This is a genomic window from uncultured Albimonas sp. (genome assembly GCF_963977235.1).
In the GTDB taxonomy this organism is placed as follows: Bacteria; Pseudomonadota; Alphaproteobacteria; order Rhodobacterales; family Rhodobacteraceae; genus Albimonas.
Genome location: NZ_CAXBOD010000005.1, coordinates 67,629 through 84,383, shown reverse-complemented (window position 1 = coordinate 84,383; position 16,755 = coordinate 67,629). Strand labels below are relative to the sequence as shown.

Below are 16,755 nucleotides of genomic sequence, written 5' to 3'. Positions count from 1 at the left end.
GTTCAGGCTCCCTGAGCGTGGGGGGTCTTGGCCGCGGCGCGGGCCGCGAGGGCGTCGTGCAGGCCCAGCACATGGCGGGCCTGGCGCAGGTGGGGGATGTCGATCATCTTGCCGTCGAGCCCCACGGTCCCTGCCCCGGGATTGGCCTCGAACGCCTCGATCACCCGGCGGGCGTGGGCGAGCGCGGCCTCGGACGGGGCGAAGGCGGCGTTGATGCCGGCGACCTGGGCGGGGTGAATCGCGATGCGCCCCTCGAACCCCTCGTCCGCCGCGGCGGAGGAGGCGGCGCGCAGGCCCGCGTCGTCGCGGAAGTCGACGTAAAGCGTGTCGATCGCCGCCACCCCCGCCGCCTTCGCCGCCAGCAGGCAGTTCGAGCGCGCGATGCGGTAGGTCAGCGCCCATTCGCCGTCCGGCCCGAGGTTGGTCGAGGCGCCCAGCGCGGCCGACAGGTCCTCCGCCCCCCAGGTCAGGCCGACGAGGCGAGGCAGCGGGACCTCGGCGAAGGTCGCCAGCCGCAACGCGCCCTTCGCCGTCTCGGTCGCCACCGGCAGGATCCGGGTGCGGCCCGGCTCGATCCCATGCGCGGCCTCGAAGGCGTCGAGCCAGTTCGACAGCCTCGCCACGTCCTCCGCTCCGTCGGTCTTGGGGATCATGATCCCGTCCGGCGCGCCCGGCATCACCGCAGCCAGGTCCTCCAGCGCGGAGACGTCGAGCGGGTTGACGCGGACATAAAGCAGCGGGTCGCGGGCGCCGGGCCGGGCTGCGAGATGCGCGCGCACCAGCCGCCGCGCCTCCGCCTTGCGTTCGGGCGCGACCGAGTCCTCGAGGTCCAGGATCAGCGCGTCGGCGCCCGAGGCGTCGGCCTTGCCCAGCTTCTTCTCGCTGTCGCCGGGGATGAACAGCCAGCTTCGCGGGGTCAGCGGCGGGGTCATGCCGCCGCTCCCGCCGGGCGCTTCAGCTGCAGGCCGGAGCGCTTGCAGACCGCCACCAGCTCGCCCTTCTGGTTGAAGGCGCGGTGTTCGAAGGTGACGATGCCCTGGGTGGGGCGGGACTTGCTCTCGCGCAGCTCCAGCACCTCGGTCTGCACCCGGATCGTGTCGCCGTGGAACAGGGGTTTCGGGAACCGCACCTCGTCCCAGCCGAGGTTGGCGACGGCCGTCCCCAGCGTCGTGTCGTTGACCGAAATGCCCACCATCAGCGCCAGCGTGAAGCAGGAGTTCACCAGCCGCTGTCCGAACTCCGTCTCGGTCCGGCAATACTCCTCGTCGAGGTGCAGCAGCGCCGGGTTGTGGGTCATGGTGGTGAACAGGACGTTGTCCGTCTCGGTCACCGTGCGGCGGATGGCGTGATCGAACACCTGGCCCACCGTCAGCTCGTCGAAATACACTCCGGGCATGCGCCCTCCCTCGCGCGGATCGGCCGGTCGCCGCCGCGTCGTTCTGGCTTGCGGAAATCGGGGGCGAGGCGCCCCCGGGGGATCAGGCCCGCGCGGCCGCGCGAGCGTCTGCGGACGCCGCCGCGCGGTCGGCGAAGCGGAAGCCGCGCCAGCCGTCGGCGACGGCCGCCTCGCAGGCTTCGCGGTAGGTCGAGACGCCGAGATAGGGCATGAACACCCGCGGCTTGCCGGGGATGTTGGCGCCCATGTACCAGCTCGCCGCCTTGGGCAGCAGCGTGGCGGCGGCGACCTCGTTGACGTGGGCGACCCAGGCGTCCTCGGCCGCGCGGTCCGCCTCGACCGCCGCCGCGCCGCGGGCGCGCGCCTCTTCGACGATGCGGGAGATCAGGTCGACGTGCTGCTCGATCGAGACGACCATGTTCGACAGGACCGAGGGGCTGCCGGGCCCGGTGACGGCGAAGAGGTTCGGGAACCCCTCCAGCATCAGGCCCAGATAGGCGCGCGGCCCGTCCTTCCACTTCTCGGGGATGGTGCGCCCGCCCTTGCCGCGGATGTCGATCGAGGTGATCGCGCCGGTCATCGCGTCGAAACCGGTGGCGTAGACGATGGCGTCGACCTCGTGCAGGCCGGCAGAGGTGCGCACGCCGCCCGGCTCGATCGCATCCAGCGGGGTTTCCCGCAGGTTCACCAGCGTGACGTTCGGGCGGTTGTAGGTGGCGTAGTAGTTGTCGTCGACGCAGATCCGCTTGGTGAAGATCGGGTAGGAGGACGGACACAGCGCCGCGGCCGTCGCGGGGTCCTTCACGATCTCGCGGATGCGGTCGCGCACGAAGGCGGCGGCGGTGGCGTTGGCCTCCTCGGAGATCACCAGGTCGTTGAAGGCGTGCATGAAGTTCGCGCCGCCCTTCTCCCAGCGCCAGCGATATTCGCGCTCGCGTTCCTCCGCGCTCGCCTCGAGGGCGCCGCGCTCGGGGAAGTCGTAGATCGTGCCCGAGCGCGTCTCCTCCCGCGCCTGGCGGCGCAGTTCGGGATAGCGCGACTTCCAGCCGTGCACGTAGTTGTCGTCCAGCGGCTGGTTGCGCGCGGGGACCGAGAAGTTGGGTGTGCGCTGGAACACGGTCAGGTGGGCGGCCTGCCGGGCGATCTCGGGGATCGCCTGGATGCCGGAGGAGCCGGCGCCGATCACCGCCACCGTCTTGCCGGCGAAGTCCACGCCCTCATGCGGCCAGTCGCCGGTGTGGTAGGTCGCGCCCCGGAAGGAGTCGCGCCCCGGCAGGTCGGGCACACGCGCGGCCGACAGGCAGCCGGTGGCGAGCACCAGGTTGCGCGCGCCGACCTGCTCGCCGCTCGAAAGAGTCACGCTCCAGCGGGCCGCGTCCTCGTCCCACTCGGCCGCGTCGACGCGGGTCTCGAAGGTGATGTCGCGCCTGAGGTCGTGGCGCTCGGCCACATGGCGGATGTAGCTGAGGATCTCGGGCTGGGTGGCGAACCGCTCGGTCCAGGTCCACTCCTGCTGGAGATCCTCGTCCCAGGAGTAGGAATACTGCAGGCTTTCGATGTCGCAGCGCGCGCCGGGGTAGCGGTTCCACCACCAGGTGCCGCCCACGTCGGAGGCGACCTCGATCACCCGCGCCGACAGACCCATGCCGCGGGCGCGGTGGAGCATGTAGAGGCCGGCGAAGCCAGCCCCGACGATCAGCATGTCGAAGCCGGACGAACCGGGCGCACGTCTTCCGTGCGCCGCCGAAGCGGTCGCTGTCATCGTTCTTCTCCTCCTGTGGTCGCCGGTCTTGCCGCGCCGGGCGCGGGACCGGTTCTTGACGTCGGTGGTCAGTCCTCGGGGGCGCCGATCTCCAGCTCGGAATCCTCGAGATCGCTGGCATAGGCGCGGGTGGCGCGCACATGCCGTTCCATCCGCCGGCGCGCGGCGTCGCCGTCGCGCGCCGCGATGGCCTCGATCACCCGCGCGTGGGCGGCGTGGACCGCGGCCCGGACCTCGGCGTTGTCGTAGACGTCCTCGCTGGTGGCGGCCACGACGCCATGGTTCATGGCGTAGAGCAGCGCGGTCAGCAGGTCGTTGCGGCTGGCCTCGGCCACGGCGTTGTGCCAGCGGATGTTCATCTCGGCGAAGGCCCGGCGGTCGAGCGCGGGGTGAGCCAGCGCCTCGTTCAGCTCGATGATGGCGGCGAGCTCCTCGTCGGTTCGGTGCATGGCGGCGTAGCGGGCGAGCGCCGGCTCGATCGTCTCGCGCGCCTCCTGGATCACGCGCAGCGGCATCCGGTGAGAGCGCACGAACTGCCCCACCATCCGCGCCATAGAGCTGTTGTCGGGCTGGGTGACCGTGATCCCGCCGTAGCGCCCGGGGCGGGAGCGGATCAGCCCCTCGACCTCGAGGATCCTGAGCGCCTCGCGCACCGACCCGCGCGACAGGCCGGTCTGCTCGACCAGCTCGCGCTCCGAGGGCAGGCGGTCGCCGACGTCGATGTCGCCGGCGAGGATCGTGTCGCGCAACTGGTCCGCCAGCAGATCGTAGGACTTCTGGACCGCGATCCGTTCGATCAAAGGCGGGGACTTCTGGGTTTCCTGCACAGGCGGCGACCTCCATTCACGGTCGCCAGACTGCCGCCCCGCGAGCGGCATGTCAATGGTATAACATTTAAAGCGACCCGTCCCGCAGCCGCACGAGCTGCTTGCCCAGGTTCCGCCCCGCCATCATCCGAACGTAGGCCTCGGGCACGCGCTCGAAGCCCTCGAGCACGTCCTCGCGGAACTGCAGCCGGCCCTCGCGGTGCAGGGCGGCGAGCTTTGCCATCGCCTCCTCGCGCCGGTGCCACCAGTCGAAGACCACCAGGCCGTGGATGCTGGCGCGGGTGACGATCAGGCGGGCCGAGGCGCGCAGGCCGATGTCCGCCTCCGGCGCCTTGTCGATCACGGCGATGCGCCCGCAGATCACCACGCGGGCGTGGGTCGCCAGGTTGGCGATCGCCGCGTCGTGGATCGGGCCGCCGGTGTTGTCGAAGAACACGTCGACGCCGTTCGGGCAGGCCTCGGCGATGGCGGCGGCCATGTCGGTCGTGGCGCGGTGGTCGATGCCGGCCGCGCAGCCGAGCGCGCGGCAATGGGCGAGCTTCTCAGGAGAGCCGGCGATGGCCACCACCCGCGCGCCCATCGCGGCCGCGATCTGGCAGACCAGCTGCCCGACCGCGCCCGAGGCGGCGGAGACCAGCACCGTGTCGCCGGGCCGCGGCCGGCCCATCTCGGTCAGGCCGATCCAGGCGGTCAGGCCGGGCATGCCCAGCCACGACAGCATCGCCTGCGGCGGCGCGAGGCCGGGGTCGACCCGGTTCGCACGCGAGGCGCCCGGCAGGTCCGGGGTCAGAACGGCATGCTCGCGCCAGCCCAGCGTCATCGCCTCGATCAGGTCGCCGGGCTTCCAGTCGGGGTGCCGGCTCTCGATCACCTCGCCCACGCCGCCGCCGTGCATCGCCTCGCCGGGCTTCACGCCGGCGGTGTAGTTGGCGGCGGGGCTGATGCGCCCGCGCATGTAGGGATCGAGCGACAGCCATCGTATGCGCACCAGCACCTGGCGGGGGCCCGGTTCGGGCATCGGCGCCTCCTCCAGGCGCCAGGTCTCCTCGGTGGCGGGGCCGTCGGGATAGGCGTCGAGCACCCATTGGCGGTTGGTCATGCGTCTTCTCCAGTCGTCGGGGAGGCGTCGCCGTCGCCGGCGGCGACGACCTCCTCCCGTCGCAGGGCGATGTCGCGGTAGGCGCCGACATGGCGCTCCATCCGCTTGAAGGCGGCCTCGCCGTCGCGGGCGGCGATGGCCTCGAGGATCACGGAATGGGCGCGCACCGCGCCCCGGCGCAGGTCCGGGGTGGTGACGTGCCGGTATTCCTGGGCGTCGCGGATCGGGGCGGTCACCGCCTCCATCAGCGCCATCAGCGGCTCGTTTCCGCTGGCCCGCGCCACCGCCAGGTGCCAGTCGAGGTTGATGCGCTTGTAGGCGGGGACCTCGTCGACCGAGGCCACGAAGCGCTCATGGATCGCGCTGATCTCCGCAAGCTGCGCCTCCGTCCGGTTGCGGGCGGCCAGCCGCGCCAGCATCGGCTCCACCGCCAGACGGCAGTCGAGCAACGCCCCCAGCCCCATGCCGTGCGCGCGCACGAAGAGCTCGACCGAGCGGGCGATGGACCCGCGCCCCGGCCGCGTCACCACCGAGCCGCCCGCCCTCCCGGCCCGGGTGGTCAGCAGCCCCTCCGTCTCCAGCAGGCGCAGCGCCTCGCGCACGGAACTGCGCGACAGGCCGGAGTCCGCGGCCAGCTCCCGCTCCGGCGGCAGCGCCTCGCCGGGGGAGAAGCGGCCGGAGACGATCAGGTCGCGCAGCCGGTCGGCCAGCACGTCCGAGGCCTTGGGCACCACGACAGGCGAGATCCGGACGCGGTCGGCGTCGCTCATGGCCCCCTCCTGCTCGGCTGCGGTCGGTCCATCACAACCCCATGTAGGCTTCGCGCACCTGCGGGTCGCCCTTCAGCGCGGCCGCGGCCCCGCTCAGCGAGATGCGGCCGTGGTCGAGCACATGCGCCTCGTCGGCGATCTCCAGCACCTCGGTCACGCGCTGTTCGACGATCAGCACCGTCAGCCCCTCGTCGCGCGCGAGCTGGGAGACCGTCTCCAGCACCGTCTCGGCCATCAGCGGCGACAGCCCGACCGAGGGCTCGTCCAGCAGCAGCAGCCGCGGCCGGCACATCAGCGCGCGGGCGATGGCGCACATCTGCCGCTCCCCGCCCGAGAGCCGTCCGGCGAGCTGCCGGCGGCGGTCGCGCAGCACCGGAAACCGGGTCATCGCGGCCTCGAGCATCGCCGCCGCCCCGCCCCGCGCGCCGGCGGAATAGGCGCCCAGCTCCAGGTTCTCCTGCACCGACATGAATGGGAACAGGCGCCCGCCCTCGGGCACCAGCGTCATGCCGCGGGCGGCGCGGCGGTCGGCGGGCAGGCGCGTGACATCCTCGCCCAACAGCCGCACGGTTCCCGCGCGCGGCGGGACCAGGCCGATCAGGGCCGAGAGCAGCGTGGTCTTGCCCGCGCCGTTGGCCCCGACCACCGCGGCGACCCGGCCCTCGGCCACGGCGAGGGACACGTCGAACAGCACCTCGGCGTCGCCGTAGCCGGCGCGCAGGCCCTCGACCTCCAGCATCATCTTCGCGCTCATGCCGCCTTTCCCTTCCCGACATAGGCCGCGACCACCTCCGGATCGGAGAGCACCTGCTCCGCCCCGCCTCAGCCAGCAGGGCCCCGTGATCGAGCACCAGCACCCGGCGGGAAAAGGCCCGAACGACCTTGAGATTGTGCTCGATGACCAGGAAGGCGAGCCCGCCTTCGTTGAGCCGGCGCACCAGGTCGATGATCTCCTGCACCTCGGTGGCGTTCAGGCCGGCCATCACCTCGTCCAGCAGCACGAGGCGAGGGCGCAGGGCGAGCGCCCGGGCCACCTCCAGCCGCCGCCGTTCGCCCAGCGTGAGCTCCGCGGACGGGTCGCCGGCGCGACGGGCGAGGCCCACCATCTCCAGCGCCTGCATCGCCGCCTCGGCCGCCTCGGGCAGGCGCGGGTGTCCGAGGAAGGCGCCGACCATGGCGTTCTCGAGCACCGACATCGAGGTCAGGGTCTGGCTGATCTGGAAGGTGCGCCCGAAGCCCAGCCGCGCCCGGCGGTCGGGCTTCAGGCGGCCGATGTCGCGCCCCTCGAACAGCACCCGCCCGGCCGAGGGGGCGAGCTGTCCCGTCAGCAGGTTGAAGAGCGTGGTCTTGCCGGCGCCGTTGGGGCCGATCAGGCAGACCAGCTCCCCCTGCGCGAGGTCGAAGGAGACGTCGTCCACCGCGGTCAGGCCGCCGAAGCGGCGGGTGGCGTTCTCGACGCTCAGGAAGCTCATCGCGCGCCCTCCCCGGCCGGCCGCATCCGGCGCGGCCCCAGGCCCGGCAGCCGCAGGTCGCGCGCGGCGCCCACGATGCCGCGCCGCAGGAACAGCGCCGTCAGGATCAGCACCAGGCCCAGGACCGCCAGGTTCATGCCCGGCAGCGCGCCGCCCAGCTCCGCCCGCAGCCAGCTTTCCAGCGGGATCACCAGCAGCGCGCCCAGCAGCGGCCCGTAGGTCGTGCCGATGCCGCCGATCAGGGCCAGCAACGCCACCTTCACGCCGACGTCGAACAGCGAATAGAGCGCCGGCGGGTCCACCACCCGCACCTGCATCAGGAACAGCGCGCCCCCGACCCCGGTCAGCGCCGCCGACACCGCCATGCCCACGAGCTTCACCCGCAGCACGTCGATGCCCGCCGCCCGGGCCGCGTCCTCGTTGTCGCGCACCGCCCGCAGGCGATAGCCCAGCCGGCTGCGCGCCACGACGATCATCGCCAGCAGGCAGACCGCGAGGAAGCCCAGCATCAGCAGCGCATAGCTCATCCGGTCCACGAAGATCATGTTCCAGAAGCCGCGGCGGAACGGGATCGACAGCCCCTGCGAGCCGCCGGTGATCCCGTCGAAGTAGATCGAGAGCGACAGCATCACCTCGGTCACCGCCAGCGTGGCGATGGCGAAGAACGGCCCCTTCAGGCGGAACACCGGCCAGGAGACCAGCGCCGCGGCCCCTGCCGCCAGCGCCGCCGCCGGCGCCAGCGCCAGCCAGGGCGAGACGCCCGCATGCAGCACCAGGTTGGCGGTCAGATAGGCCCCCAGCGCGAAGAACACCGAATGGCCGAGCGAGAACTGCCCCCCGAGCCCGCCGATGATGTTCCAGGCGGTGGCGACGCCGCCCAGCAGGAAGGCGGTCGCCAGGATGTTCAGCGCAAAGCTGTCGCCGGCGAAGGCCCAGGTCAGCGCCAGCAGCGCCGCCAGAACGCCCGCCAGCAGCGGCGCCTCCTGCCTCAGCCCGCGCGAGGCGGAGGCGATGGCCGCGGCGCGGACGTCGGGAGCAAGCGGCGTCGCCGGCACGCCCGGCGCGCTGGAAGGCGCCCGCGGGTCCGCGGCGCGGGGATCGGGGTCACGAGGTTTCACGAAGTCCCACCTCCTCTGCGCCGGCGTGGCCGAAGAGGCCCTGCGGGCGGATGACGAGCACCACGATGAACACGACGAACAGCACCGCATGCTTCAACGCCGGGTCGAGGTAGTAGCCCGAGAACGCCTCGGTCAGCCCCACCACGAAGCCGCCGAGGTAGGCGCCGGCGACGCTGCCCAGGCCCCCCAGCACCACCACCGCGAAGGCCGGCAGGATGAAGTTGATCCCGATCTGCGGCGTCATCGAATAGAGCGGCGCGAGCAGGCAGCCTGCGAGCCCCGCCAGCGCCGCGCCGATGCCGAAGCTGATCGTGTAGATGCGCTGCACGTTCACGCCCATCAGCTTCGCCGCGGCCCGGTCCTGGGCCACCGCCCGGATCGCCTTGCCGTGCCAGGTCGCGCGCAGGTACCAGGCGAGCCCGCCGGTCACCACGCTGGCCGCGATCAGCACGATCAGCCGCCCCGTCCCCACCTGCACCGGCCCCAGCGAGACCGAACCGACCGCAAGCGAGGAGTTCGCGCTGAACGCCACGCCCCCCGTCGCCGCCAGCACCGCGTTCTGGATCAGCATCAGCAGGCCGAAGGTGGCGAAGATCTGCATCATCGGCTCGCCCTGCAGGGGACGCAGGATCAGCCAGTAGACCGCGCAGCCCAGCGCGAACAGCGCGGGCAGGATCAGGACCGCCCCCAGATAGGGGTCGAGGCCCAGCGCCAGCTGCGCGGCCAGCGCCCCGTACATGCCCAGCATCACGAACTCGCCCTGGGCGAAGTTCACCACGCGGATCACGCCGAAGATCAGGTTCAGCCCGACGCTGACCAGCGCGTAGATGCCGCCCAGAAGCAGCCCCACCGCCAGGATGTTGAGGATCTCGGTCATCGCTCGCCCTTCCTTGCAGGGCCGCGCCGCCGGCGCGGGGCCGGCGGCGCGGCGGACGCGGGCCTCAGGCCCGCGGCAGGTTCACGACGTCGGAGGAGGCGGCCTCGGGCGGGTAGACCGCCTTCACCTCGCCGCCCTGCCACTGGGCGATGATCGGAACGGCGCGGGTGTTCTGCAGGGTGTCGTCGAACCTGGCGCCGTAGCCCGTCTCGTAGCTGCCAAAGGGCTTGTCCATCGCTTTGGCGGCCTCGGCGACCGCGTCGAACTCGACCGAGCCCGCGGCCTCCACCGCCTCGAACAGGATCTTGGCGCCGACGAAGGCGGCCATGCCCTGGGGCGCGACCGGATCGCGGCCGAACTCGGCGCGGTAGAGCTCCAGGAACGCGTCCGAGCCGGGCCCGTAGTCCTCGGAGATGTCGGCGCGCGGGAAGGAGACCAGAAGGACGCCCTCGAGATACTCCGCCCCCAGCGCGTCCAGCGTCTCGGCCGTGTCGCCCACGCCCACCGACATGATCGCAGGCGGCGCGAAGCCCTGGTCGCGGGCGGCGCGCAGCAGCAGGTTGGTGTCGCCCACGTAGCCGGTCGAGATCCACAAGTCCGGCGCCGCCGACTTCGCGCGCAGGATCGAGTCGGTGACGTCGATCGACTTGAAGCTGTGCGCACCCACGCCCACGGTGACGCCCGCCTCTTCCAGCAGCCGCTTCTGCGCCTCGGCGATGGAGGTCCCGTAGGCCGAGTCCTCATGCTCCAGCCACACGCTCATCTCGGAGGGGGCCTTGTCGAGCCTCTTGGCCACCAGTTCCAGCGCCCCCTCGACCGAGCGCCGGCCGAAGTCGTCGGCGGCGAGGCCGGCGCGGATGAAGTTGGGCAGCCCCCGCTCGGTCAGGTTGGAGGCGACGGCGTTGGTCTCCCAGTAGAGCTTGCCGTAGTTCAGCGCGGCCTCCGAGGCGGCGTTGGAGATCGAGGAGGCGTAGGTCCCCATCAGGATCTCCACCCCGTCGCGGCCGATCAGCTGTTCGACCGCCGCGATCCCCTCCTGCGCGGAGGTGGCGTTGCCGCGCACGATCTCCACCGGGCGGCCCAGCAGACCGCCCTTCGCGGCGTTGATCTGCTTGGCGGCGAGCTCATAGCAGCGGGTGACCTCGTCGCCGTAGAGCGCCATGCCCCCGGAATAGGGGTTCACGGCCCCGATCTTCAACGGCTCGGCCGCTCGGGCGCGGCCGAAGGTCCCGACGGCGGTCATCGCCGTCGCGCTCGCGGCCATCGCCGCGAAAGTGCGTCTGGTCAGCATCTTTCTCTCCTCCCCTGTCAGGTGTCGGGCGCCGTTCGCCGGCGCTCCTGCTCGTTGATGTCGTTCGCGGCGCCGGCGGCCCGCGCCGCGCGCAGGCGGGCGGTGGCCTCGGCGTCGATCGCGTGCACCGGGCGGTCCAGGATCCGGCGGGCGACGCGGGCGACGACGCCGTGGGCGCGCTCGGCCGTCTCGCGGTCGATCAGGCCGGCGTCGAGGTCCTCTCGCACCGCCTCGGGGTCGCGCTCCAGCGGATCGCCGAAGCCGCCGCCGCCGGGGGAGCCGAGATGCAGCGCGTCGCCGGCGCGGAACCGCAGCTTCTCGGCCTTGGAGCGCATCGGCGGCGTCCACTCCCGCCCGTCGAGCGTCAGGCGCACATGGTTGGGGGCCGCAGCCGCACCGCCGGCCACGCCGAAGGGGGGCGCGTCGACCCGGTCGCCGAGGATCGAGACCACGCTGTCGCCCAGCGTCTCGATCCCGTAGCGCGAGCCGTGGCCGCCGCGATGGCGCCCCGGCCCGCCGGAGCCCTCGCGGATCCCGAAATAGGCGAAGCGCACGGGATATCGGTGCTCGGACATCTCCACCGACATGAAGCGGGCCATCGAGCCCGGCGGCGTGCCGTGGACCAGCCCGTCGGAGATCGCCGACCCCCCGTAGCCGCCCGGATAGGGATAGACGGCGACGTAGTAGCGCCCGGTCTCGGGATGCGTGCCGGAGACGGTGGCGACGCCGGTGGTGCCGAACATCGCCGCCGGCGTCCGCTGCGGGATCGCCTGGGCGAGCGCGCCGAACACCACGTCGGTCAGACGCGGGGCCACGTCGGTCGTGCCCCCCACCGCGACCGGGTATTCGGCCGCGAGGATCGAGCCCTTCGGGATCGTGAACCGGCAGGGCCGGAAGGCGCCGCCCGAGACCGGCACGTCGGGGAAGATGTGCTTCAGCGCCACGAAGCACAGCGACTTCGCCGTGCAGTCGGCGATGTTCATCGGCCCGGCCGCGGCCGGCGAGGTGCCGGTGAAGTCGAAATGCAGGTCCGAGCCGTCGACGGTCAGCGCCAGCTTCACCGGCAGCGGCGCATCCACCACGCCGTCGTTGTCGAAGCTGTCCTCGACCCGGTAAGTCCCGTCGGGGATGTCGGATATCCAGGCCCGCATCTCCGCCTCGGCCCGCGCGGTCATCTCGGCGATGCAGGCGCGCAGCGTGTCGGCGCCGTAGCGCCCGACCAGCGCGTCGAGCCCGCGGCGACCGACCCCGAAGACGTTGACCATCGCCTCGAGGTCGCCCAGCAGCTGCTGGGGGAGGCGCGAGTTGGCCGCGATCATCGCGATCAGGGCCGCGTTGCGCACGCCCTCCGCCTCCAGCCGCACGGGCGGGATGATCACGCCCTCCTGGTGGATCTCGCGGGCCGAGGGCGACCAGCCGCCGGGCGAGCCGCCGCCCATGTCCATCCAGTGCCCGGTGTTGGCGAGCAGCGCGAACAGCTCCCCGTCCACGAAATGCGGCGCGACCATCACCACGTCGTTGAGGTGGGTGCCGGATCGGTAGGGATCGTTGAGGATCCACACGTCGCCGGGCCGGAAACCGCCCTGCCCCTTGGCCACCTCCAGCACATGCTGGACCGAGAACTGCATGTTCGCCAGGAACTGCGGCAGGCCGAGCTGGCCCTGGGCGATGGTCTCTCCGGTGCGCGGATCGTAGATGCCGTGGGCGACGTCGTTGGTCTCGGAGATGATCGGCGACAGGGCGGCGCGGATCAGGTGCAGGTCCATCTCGTCGCCGATCTGCTCCAGCGCCCCGCGCACGACGGCGAGCGTGACGGGATCGACGGCCGGATCACGGGTCTGGGCGGGGGCGGCGTCCATCACATGGCCTCCACGATGATGTTGCCGCGGGCGTCGACGCGGGCGGCGCAGCCCGGCTCCACCACGCAGGTGGTGTCGGGCTGCTCCAGGATCGCCGGCCCCTCGAAGCGCTGCCCGGGCGAGAGCGCGCCTCGGTCGTGGATCGGCACGTCCAGCCAGCGGCCGAAATGCACGCGGCGGTGGGCGATGGGCGCAGGCGTCGCGTCGGAGCTTTCGCGCAGGGGCGCGGCCTCGGGCGCCGCGCGGCGGCCCTCGACGGCGGTCTTCAGGCCGACGAGGACCGTGGGCATCCCGAGCGTGGCGCCGAACTCGGCGCGGTAGGCGTGCTCGAAGGCGGCGACGATGCGCTGCGTCGGCCAGTCGGCTTCGATGGGCACGCGCAGGGAGTGGATCTGGCCGAGGTAGGACATCTCCGCGGCATGGCGCGTCTCGATCGAGGTGAGCGCGGCGCCGGAGGCCGCGAGCTGCGCCTCCCCGTCCGCCCTGTGGGCTGCCAGCACCCCGCGCAGCATCGCGGGATCGACCTCGGCGGCAGGGGTCTCGACGGTCTGGGCGAAGTCGCAGCGCAGGTCGGCGACGGCGCAGCCCAGCGCGCACAGCACGCCCGGATGCGGGGGCAGCAGCATCGAGCGGATGCCGACCTCGCGCATGATGGCGCAGCCGTGCAGGGGGCCGGCGCCGCCGAAGGCGACCAGGCAGAAATCGCGCGGGTCGTGGCCCTGCTCGACCGACATCAGCCGGGTCCGGCGGGCCATGATGTGGTTGACCACGGTCAGGATCGCTTCGGCCGTCTCCTCGACGCCCAGGCCCAGCCGGTCGCCCAGCGCGCCGATGGCCTCGCGCGCGGCCTCGATGTCGAGGCGGTCGACATGGGTCAGGCCGATGGGGTTCTCGGGCTTGATGCGGCCCAGCACGGCGTTGGCGTCGGTGACCGTGGGCCGGGTCCCGCCGCGGCCGAAGCAGATCGGACCGGGCACGGCGCCCGCGCTCTCGGGTCCGACCTGGAGCACGCCGCCCCGGTCGATCCAGGCGATGGAGCCGCCGCCGGCCCCGATCGTGTGCACGTCGATCATCGGCAGGCGCAGGGGGATGCGGAAGTCGAGCTCGGTGGTCTCGGCGATCTTCGGCGCGCCCTTCACCACCACCGCGACGTCGTAGGAGGTGCCGCCCATGTCGCCGGTGATGACGTTGTCGAACCCCGCCTCGGCCGCGATCCGCGCCGCGGCGGTGACCCCGGCCGAGGGGCCGGAGCGCACGATGTTCGCGGCCTTGGTCGGCAGCTGCGACAGCGGCGCGAGCCCGCCGTTCGACTGCATCACCAGGGTCTGGCGGTCGAAGCCGATCTGCTCCAGCCGCTGCGTCAGGCTGCGGGCGTAGCGGGAGACCAGCGGCTGCAGGTAGCCCTGCACGGCGGCGGTCGAGGTCCGCTCGAACTCACAGTACTCGCGCACCACGTCGGTGGCGAGCACCACCTCCCAGTCGGGGTCGGCCTCGCGCAGGATCTCGCGGGCGCGATGCTCGTGGGCGGGGTTGGCGTAGGCGTGGAGGAAGGCGACGACGACCGCCTCGACCCCCTCCTCGGCCAGCGCGCGGGCGAGCTCGCCCAGCGCCGCCTCGTCCAGCGGGACCAGAACCTGGCCGCGATGGTCGAGCCGCTCGGCGATCTCCCAGCGCATCAGGCGGGGTATCAGGGGGACATGGGCGCCGGTCAGGCCGTACATGCGCTGGCGGTCGCGGCGGCCCAGCTCCAGCACGTCGCGGAAGCCCTGGGTGGTGATCAGGGCGCAGCGGGCGCCCTTGCGCTCGATCACCGCGTTGGTGGCGATGGTGGTGCCGTGCAGGATCAGCTCCAGCGCGGCGGGATCGACCTCGGCCGCGCGCAGGGCGTCGACCAGACCCCGGCTTGGGTCGTCCGGGGTGGACGGAACCTTCAGGACCCGCGCCGGCGCGCCGGGCGCGCCGGCGTGGAACAGGTCGGTGAAGGTGCCGCCGACATCGATGCCGACGATTCCGCTCATGGCGTCTCTCCCCTACGGCGTCCTGTCGCGCCGCCTCGCGGGCGGTCGCCGGCGCGCCTGTCCTGGTTGCGGCCGGCGGCGCGCGGGCGCCGCGGCCGGATCTCAGGCCGTCCGCTCCGCGCGGTCGGCGATCTCGGCCAGCACCGCCTCGGTGTCGGCGCCGAGCGTGCGGCTCGGGGCCAGCGGGCGCGCCTCGACGCCCGCGAAGCGCAGGGGCGAGGCCATCAGCACCACGCGCCCGAACTCCGGATGCTCCTCCCAGCGGAGCGAGCCGCGGGCGTGCATGTTGGGGTCGTCCATGACCTCCTCGAGGTCGCGCACCGGGGCGCAGGGGACGCGGGCGGCCATCAGGGCCTGGAACGCCTCTTCCTTGGGGCGCTTGCCGGTCCAGTCGGCGACCAGCGCGTCGATCTCGTCGATCCGCTCGACCCGGTCCTTGAGCGAGGCGTAGCGCGGATCGTCGACCAGGTCCGGCCGGCCCATCACCTTCGCCAGGTTCTGCCAGTGCGCGTCGCGCACGCAGATGATCGCGAGCCACCCGTCCGAGGTCGGGTAGACGTTGTAGGGCGCCTCGGCGAGCCCGCCGTGGCGGTTGCCGGTGCGCGGGGGGGGCGCGTCCTCGCGCCGCTGCATCCCCCAGGCCATGCCCAGCGAGGAGGCGAGCGCGGGATAGACCGCGTCCTGCATGGTCACGTGGACCTGGCGCGCGACGCCGGTGCGCTCCCGCTCGAACAGCGCGGTGGCGATGGCGGAGAACAGATGCGTGCCGGCGAAGAAATCGCACAGCGCCGGCCCCGCCTTCACCGGCGGGCGGTCGGGAAAGCCGGTGGTCGCCATCACCCCGCACATCGCCTGCATGGTCAGGTCCATGGCCGGGTATTCGCGATAGGGCCCGTCCGTGCCGAAGCCGGAGGAGGAGGCGTAGATCAGCCGCGGGTTCATCTCCCGCAGCCGCTCGGCGCCGAGACCCAGGCGCTCCATCACGCCCGGCGCGAAGTTCTCCACCAGCACGTCGGCCTCGCGCGCCAGCGCCTCCAGCGCCGCCTTCCCCTCGGGGTCCTTGAGGTTCAGCACCACCGAGCGCTTGCCCCCGTTGAGCATCGCGAAGGGCAGCGCCGCGCCGCCCACGACGCCGCGGCGGCGCAGGGACTCGCCGCCCTCGGGCTCGACCTTGATCACCTCGGCGCCGGCCGAGGCCATCAGGAAGGTCGCGTAGGGGCCGTTGTAGATCTGGCTGAGGTCGACGACCTTCACGCCGGCCATCGGCCCCTGGGCGGGGGGGACGGGCGCGGTCATTCCCCGCCTCCCGCGCGCACGCGCCTGCGGAAGTCGCCCCAGACGTTCACCGGCCACATGTCCTGATCCTCGCCATGGCCCGGCTTGCCGTTGATAGACCAGGCGATCAGCCCGTTGGAGTCGATGAAGGAGTGGCGGTTGATGGTGATCGAGCTCAGCCGCTCCCCCTCCGCCAACATCTCGCGGCCGAGATGGTCCTTCGCCTCGATCACGATCTTCGCCACGTAGCCGTGCTCGGGGTCGCGCTCGACGATGCGGCGGCCCGCGACGATGTCGCCGAGCTCCCCGTCCAGGGTCTGGAAGCCGTAGGCGAGCTCCCCCGACGGATCGTTCCACTTCGTCGTGCACAGGAAGCAGTCGTTGGGCGAGGCGATCCCGGAGACATAGGCGCTCTTGCCCGGGCGATGCTCGGGGCGCGGGCCCCAGGAGCGGTCGCGCATCGAGTGGCAGTCGATCTCGATCCGCTCCCCGTCCAGCACGATATGGCCGCGGGCGCGCATGAACTGGTCGAAATGAGTCAGGTTCTTGAAGGCGGAGTTCGGCTTGCGCAGCGCGCGCGGCGCCATCACGGCCTCGTAGTCGAGGTCGACGGTCAGGCGGCCGTCCTCGTCCTCGAAGCCCAGGTGGTAGCGGGTCAGCGGCTCCAGCGTCCTGATCGTCACCCCGGTGCGCAGGGTGGTGTCGCTGAGGTCGCCCTTCGGCATCGGCATGACGGTGTAGTTGCGGTAGTAGCGCGTCTCCCACGGGATATGCGCGCTGTCGTCCCAGACCCAGACGCCGCCGGAGTTCACCCCGATGTTGGGGCGGAACATCGAATAGAGCCAGCCGCCCAGCTTCCGCTCCGGCGCGCAGAACGAGAACCAGGCGGTCTCGGTCATCCACCAGCGGTCGCCCATGACGTCGGTGTGGAAGCCGTCGTCCTTCGCGGTGAAATCCGGCTTGTCGGCGAGGGCTTGGTCGTGGGGCATGA

Annotated in this window: 14 protein-coding genes and 1 pseudogene; all 15 read right to left on the bottom strand. The window is 72.3% G+C overall.

Translation table 11 applies throughout. The annotated features are described in order from the left end of the window. Nucleotides 1-2: 2 nt before the first annotated feature. On the bottom strand, nt 3-932 hold the full coding sequence (locus AAC134_RS05620; protein WP_339948084.1) for a CoA ester lyase: 930 nt from the start codon (nt 930-932) through the stop codon (nt 3-5). Continuing rightward, nucleotides 929-1,396 (bottom strand): MaoC family dehydratase, encoded by a 468-nt coding sequence (locus tag AAC134_RS05615; RefSeq protein ID WP_339948083.1) that lies wholly within the window; start codon nt 1,394-1,396, stop codon nt 929-931. Before AAC134_RS05615 ends, AAC134_RS05620 begins: the two co-directional genes overlap by 4 nt. Before the next feature lie 82 nt (nt 1,397-1,478). After that, nucleotides 1,479-3,158, bottom strand: a complete 1,680-nt coding sequence (locus tag AAC134_RS05610) for an NAD(P)/FAD-dependent oxidoreductase (protein WP_339948082.1) — start codon at nt 3,156-3,158, stop codon at nt 1,479-1,481. A gap of 68 nt (nt 3,159-3,226) precedes the next feature. Beyond that, nucleotides 3,227-3,958 (bottom strand): FCD domain-containing protein, encoded by a 732-nt coding sequence (locus AAC134_RS05605; RefSeq protein WP_339948081.1) that lies wholly within the window; start codon nt 3,956-3,958, stop codon nt 3,227-3,229. Nucleotides 3,959-4,052: 94 nt separating this feature from the next. After that, the gene (locus AAC134_RS05600) at nt 4,053-5,084 is read right to left on the bottom strand and encodes an NADP-dependent oxidoreductase (protein ID WP_339948080.1); all 1,032 of its coding nucleotides are present in this window, start codon (nt 5,082-5,084) and stop codon (nt 4,053-4,055) included. Continuing rightward, nucleotides 5,081-5,854, bottom strand: coding sequence for a FadR/GntR family transcriptional regulator (locus AAC134_RS05595; protein WP_339948079.1), 774 nt, complete (start codon nt 5,852-5,854; stop codon nt 5,081-5,083). Before AAC134_RS05595 ends, AAC134_RS05600 begins: the two co-directional genes overlap by 4 nt. Before the next feature lie 31 nt (nt 5,855-5,885). Continuing rightward, nucleotides 5,886-6,608: an ABC transporter ATP-binding protein gene (locus AAC134_RS05590; protein ID WP_339948078.1), complete on the bottom strand. Its 723-nt coding sequence runs from the start codon at nt 6,606-6,608 to the stop codon at nt 5,886-5,888. 289 nt (nt 6,609-6,897) lie between these two features. Then, nucleotides 6,898-7,326 (bottom strand): annotated as a pseudogene (locus AAC134_RS05585) (ATP-binding cassette domain-containing protein); the annotation flags it as partial. Then, on the bottom strand, nt 7,323-8,444 hold the full coding sequence (locus tag AAC134_RS05580) for a branched-chain amino acid ABC transporter permease (protein WP_339948077.1): 1,122 nt from the start codon (nt 8,442-8,444) through the stop codon (nt 7,323-7,325). The gene AAC134_RS05580 and the pseudogene AAC134_RS05585, both read right to left, overlap by 4 nt. Further along, nucleotides 8,431-9,321, bottom strand: coding sequence for a branched-chain amino acid ABC transporter permease (locus tag AAC134_RS05575; protein ID WP_339948076.1), 891 nt, complete (start codon nt 9,319-9,321; stop codon nt 8,431-8,433). The genes AAC134_RS05580 and AAC134_RS05575 overlap by 14 nt, the downstream gene beginning before the upstream one ends. Before the next feature lie 64 nt (nt 9,322-9,385). Next, nucleotides 9,386-10,612, bottom strand: a complete 1,227-nt coding sequence (locus AAC134_RS05570) for an ABC transporter substrate-binding protein (protein ID WP_339948075.1) — start codon at nt 10,610-10,612, stop codon at nt 9,386-9,388. A 17-nt stretch (nt 10,613-10,629) separates the two neighbouring features. Then, on the bottom strand, nt 10,630-12,471 hold the full coding sequence (locus AAC134_RS05565) for a hydantoinase B/oxoprolinase family protein (protein ID WP_339948074.1): 1,842 nt from the start codon (nt 12,469-12,471) through the stop codon (nt 10,630-10,632). Then, a complete protein-coding gene (locus tag AAC134_RS05560; RefSeq protein ID WP_339948073.1) occupies nt 12,471-14,489 on the bottom strand; it encodes a hydantoinase/oxoprolinase family protein in 2,019 nt (672 codons plus the stop codon). Before AAC134_RS05560 ends, AAC134_RS05565 begins: the two co-directional genes overlap by 1 nt. A 102-nt stretch (nt 14,490-14,591) precedes the next feature. Continuing rightward, nucleotides 14,592-15,785 carry a CoA transferase gene (locus AAC134_RS05555; RefSeq protein ID WP_339948072.1) on the bottom strand — a complete coding sequence of 398 codons (1,194 nt, stop codon included), beginning with the start codon at nt 15,783-15,785 and terminating at the stop codon, nt 14,592-14,594. Beyond that, nucleotides 15,782-16,753: a hypothetical protein gene (locus tag AAC134_RS05550; RefSeq protein ID WP_339948071.1), complete on the bottom strand. Its 972-nt coding sequence runs from the start codon at nt 16,751-16,753 to the stop codon at nt 15,782-15,784. The genes AAC134_RS05555 and AAC134_RS05550 overlap by 4 nt, the downstream gene beginning before the upstream one ends. Between the last annotated feature and the right edge of the window lie 2 nt (nt 16,754-16,755).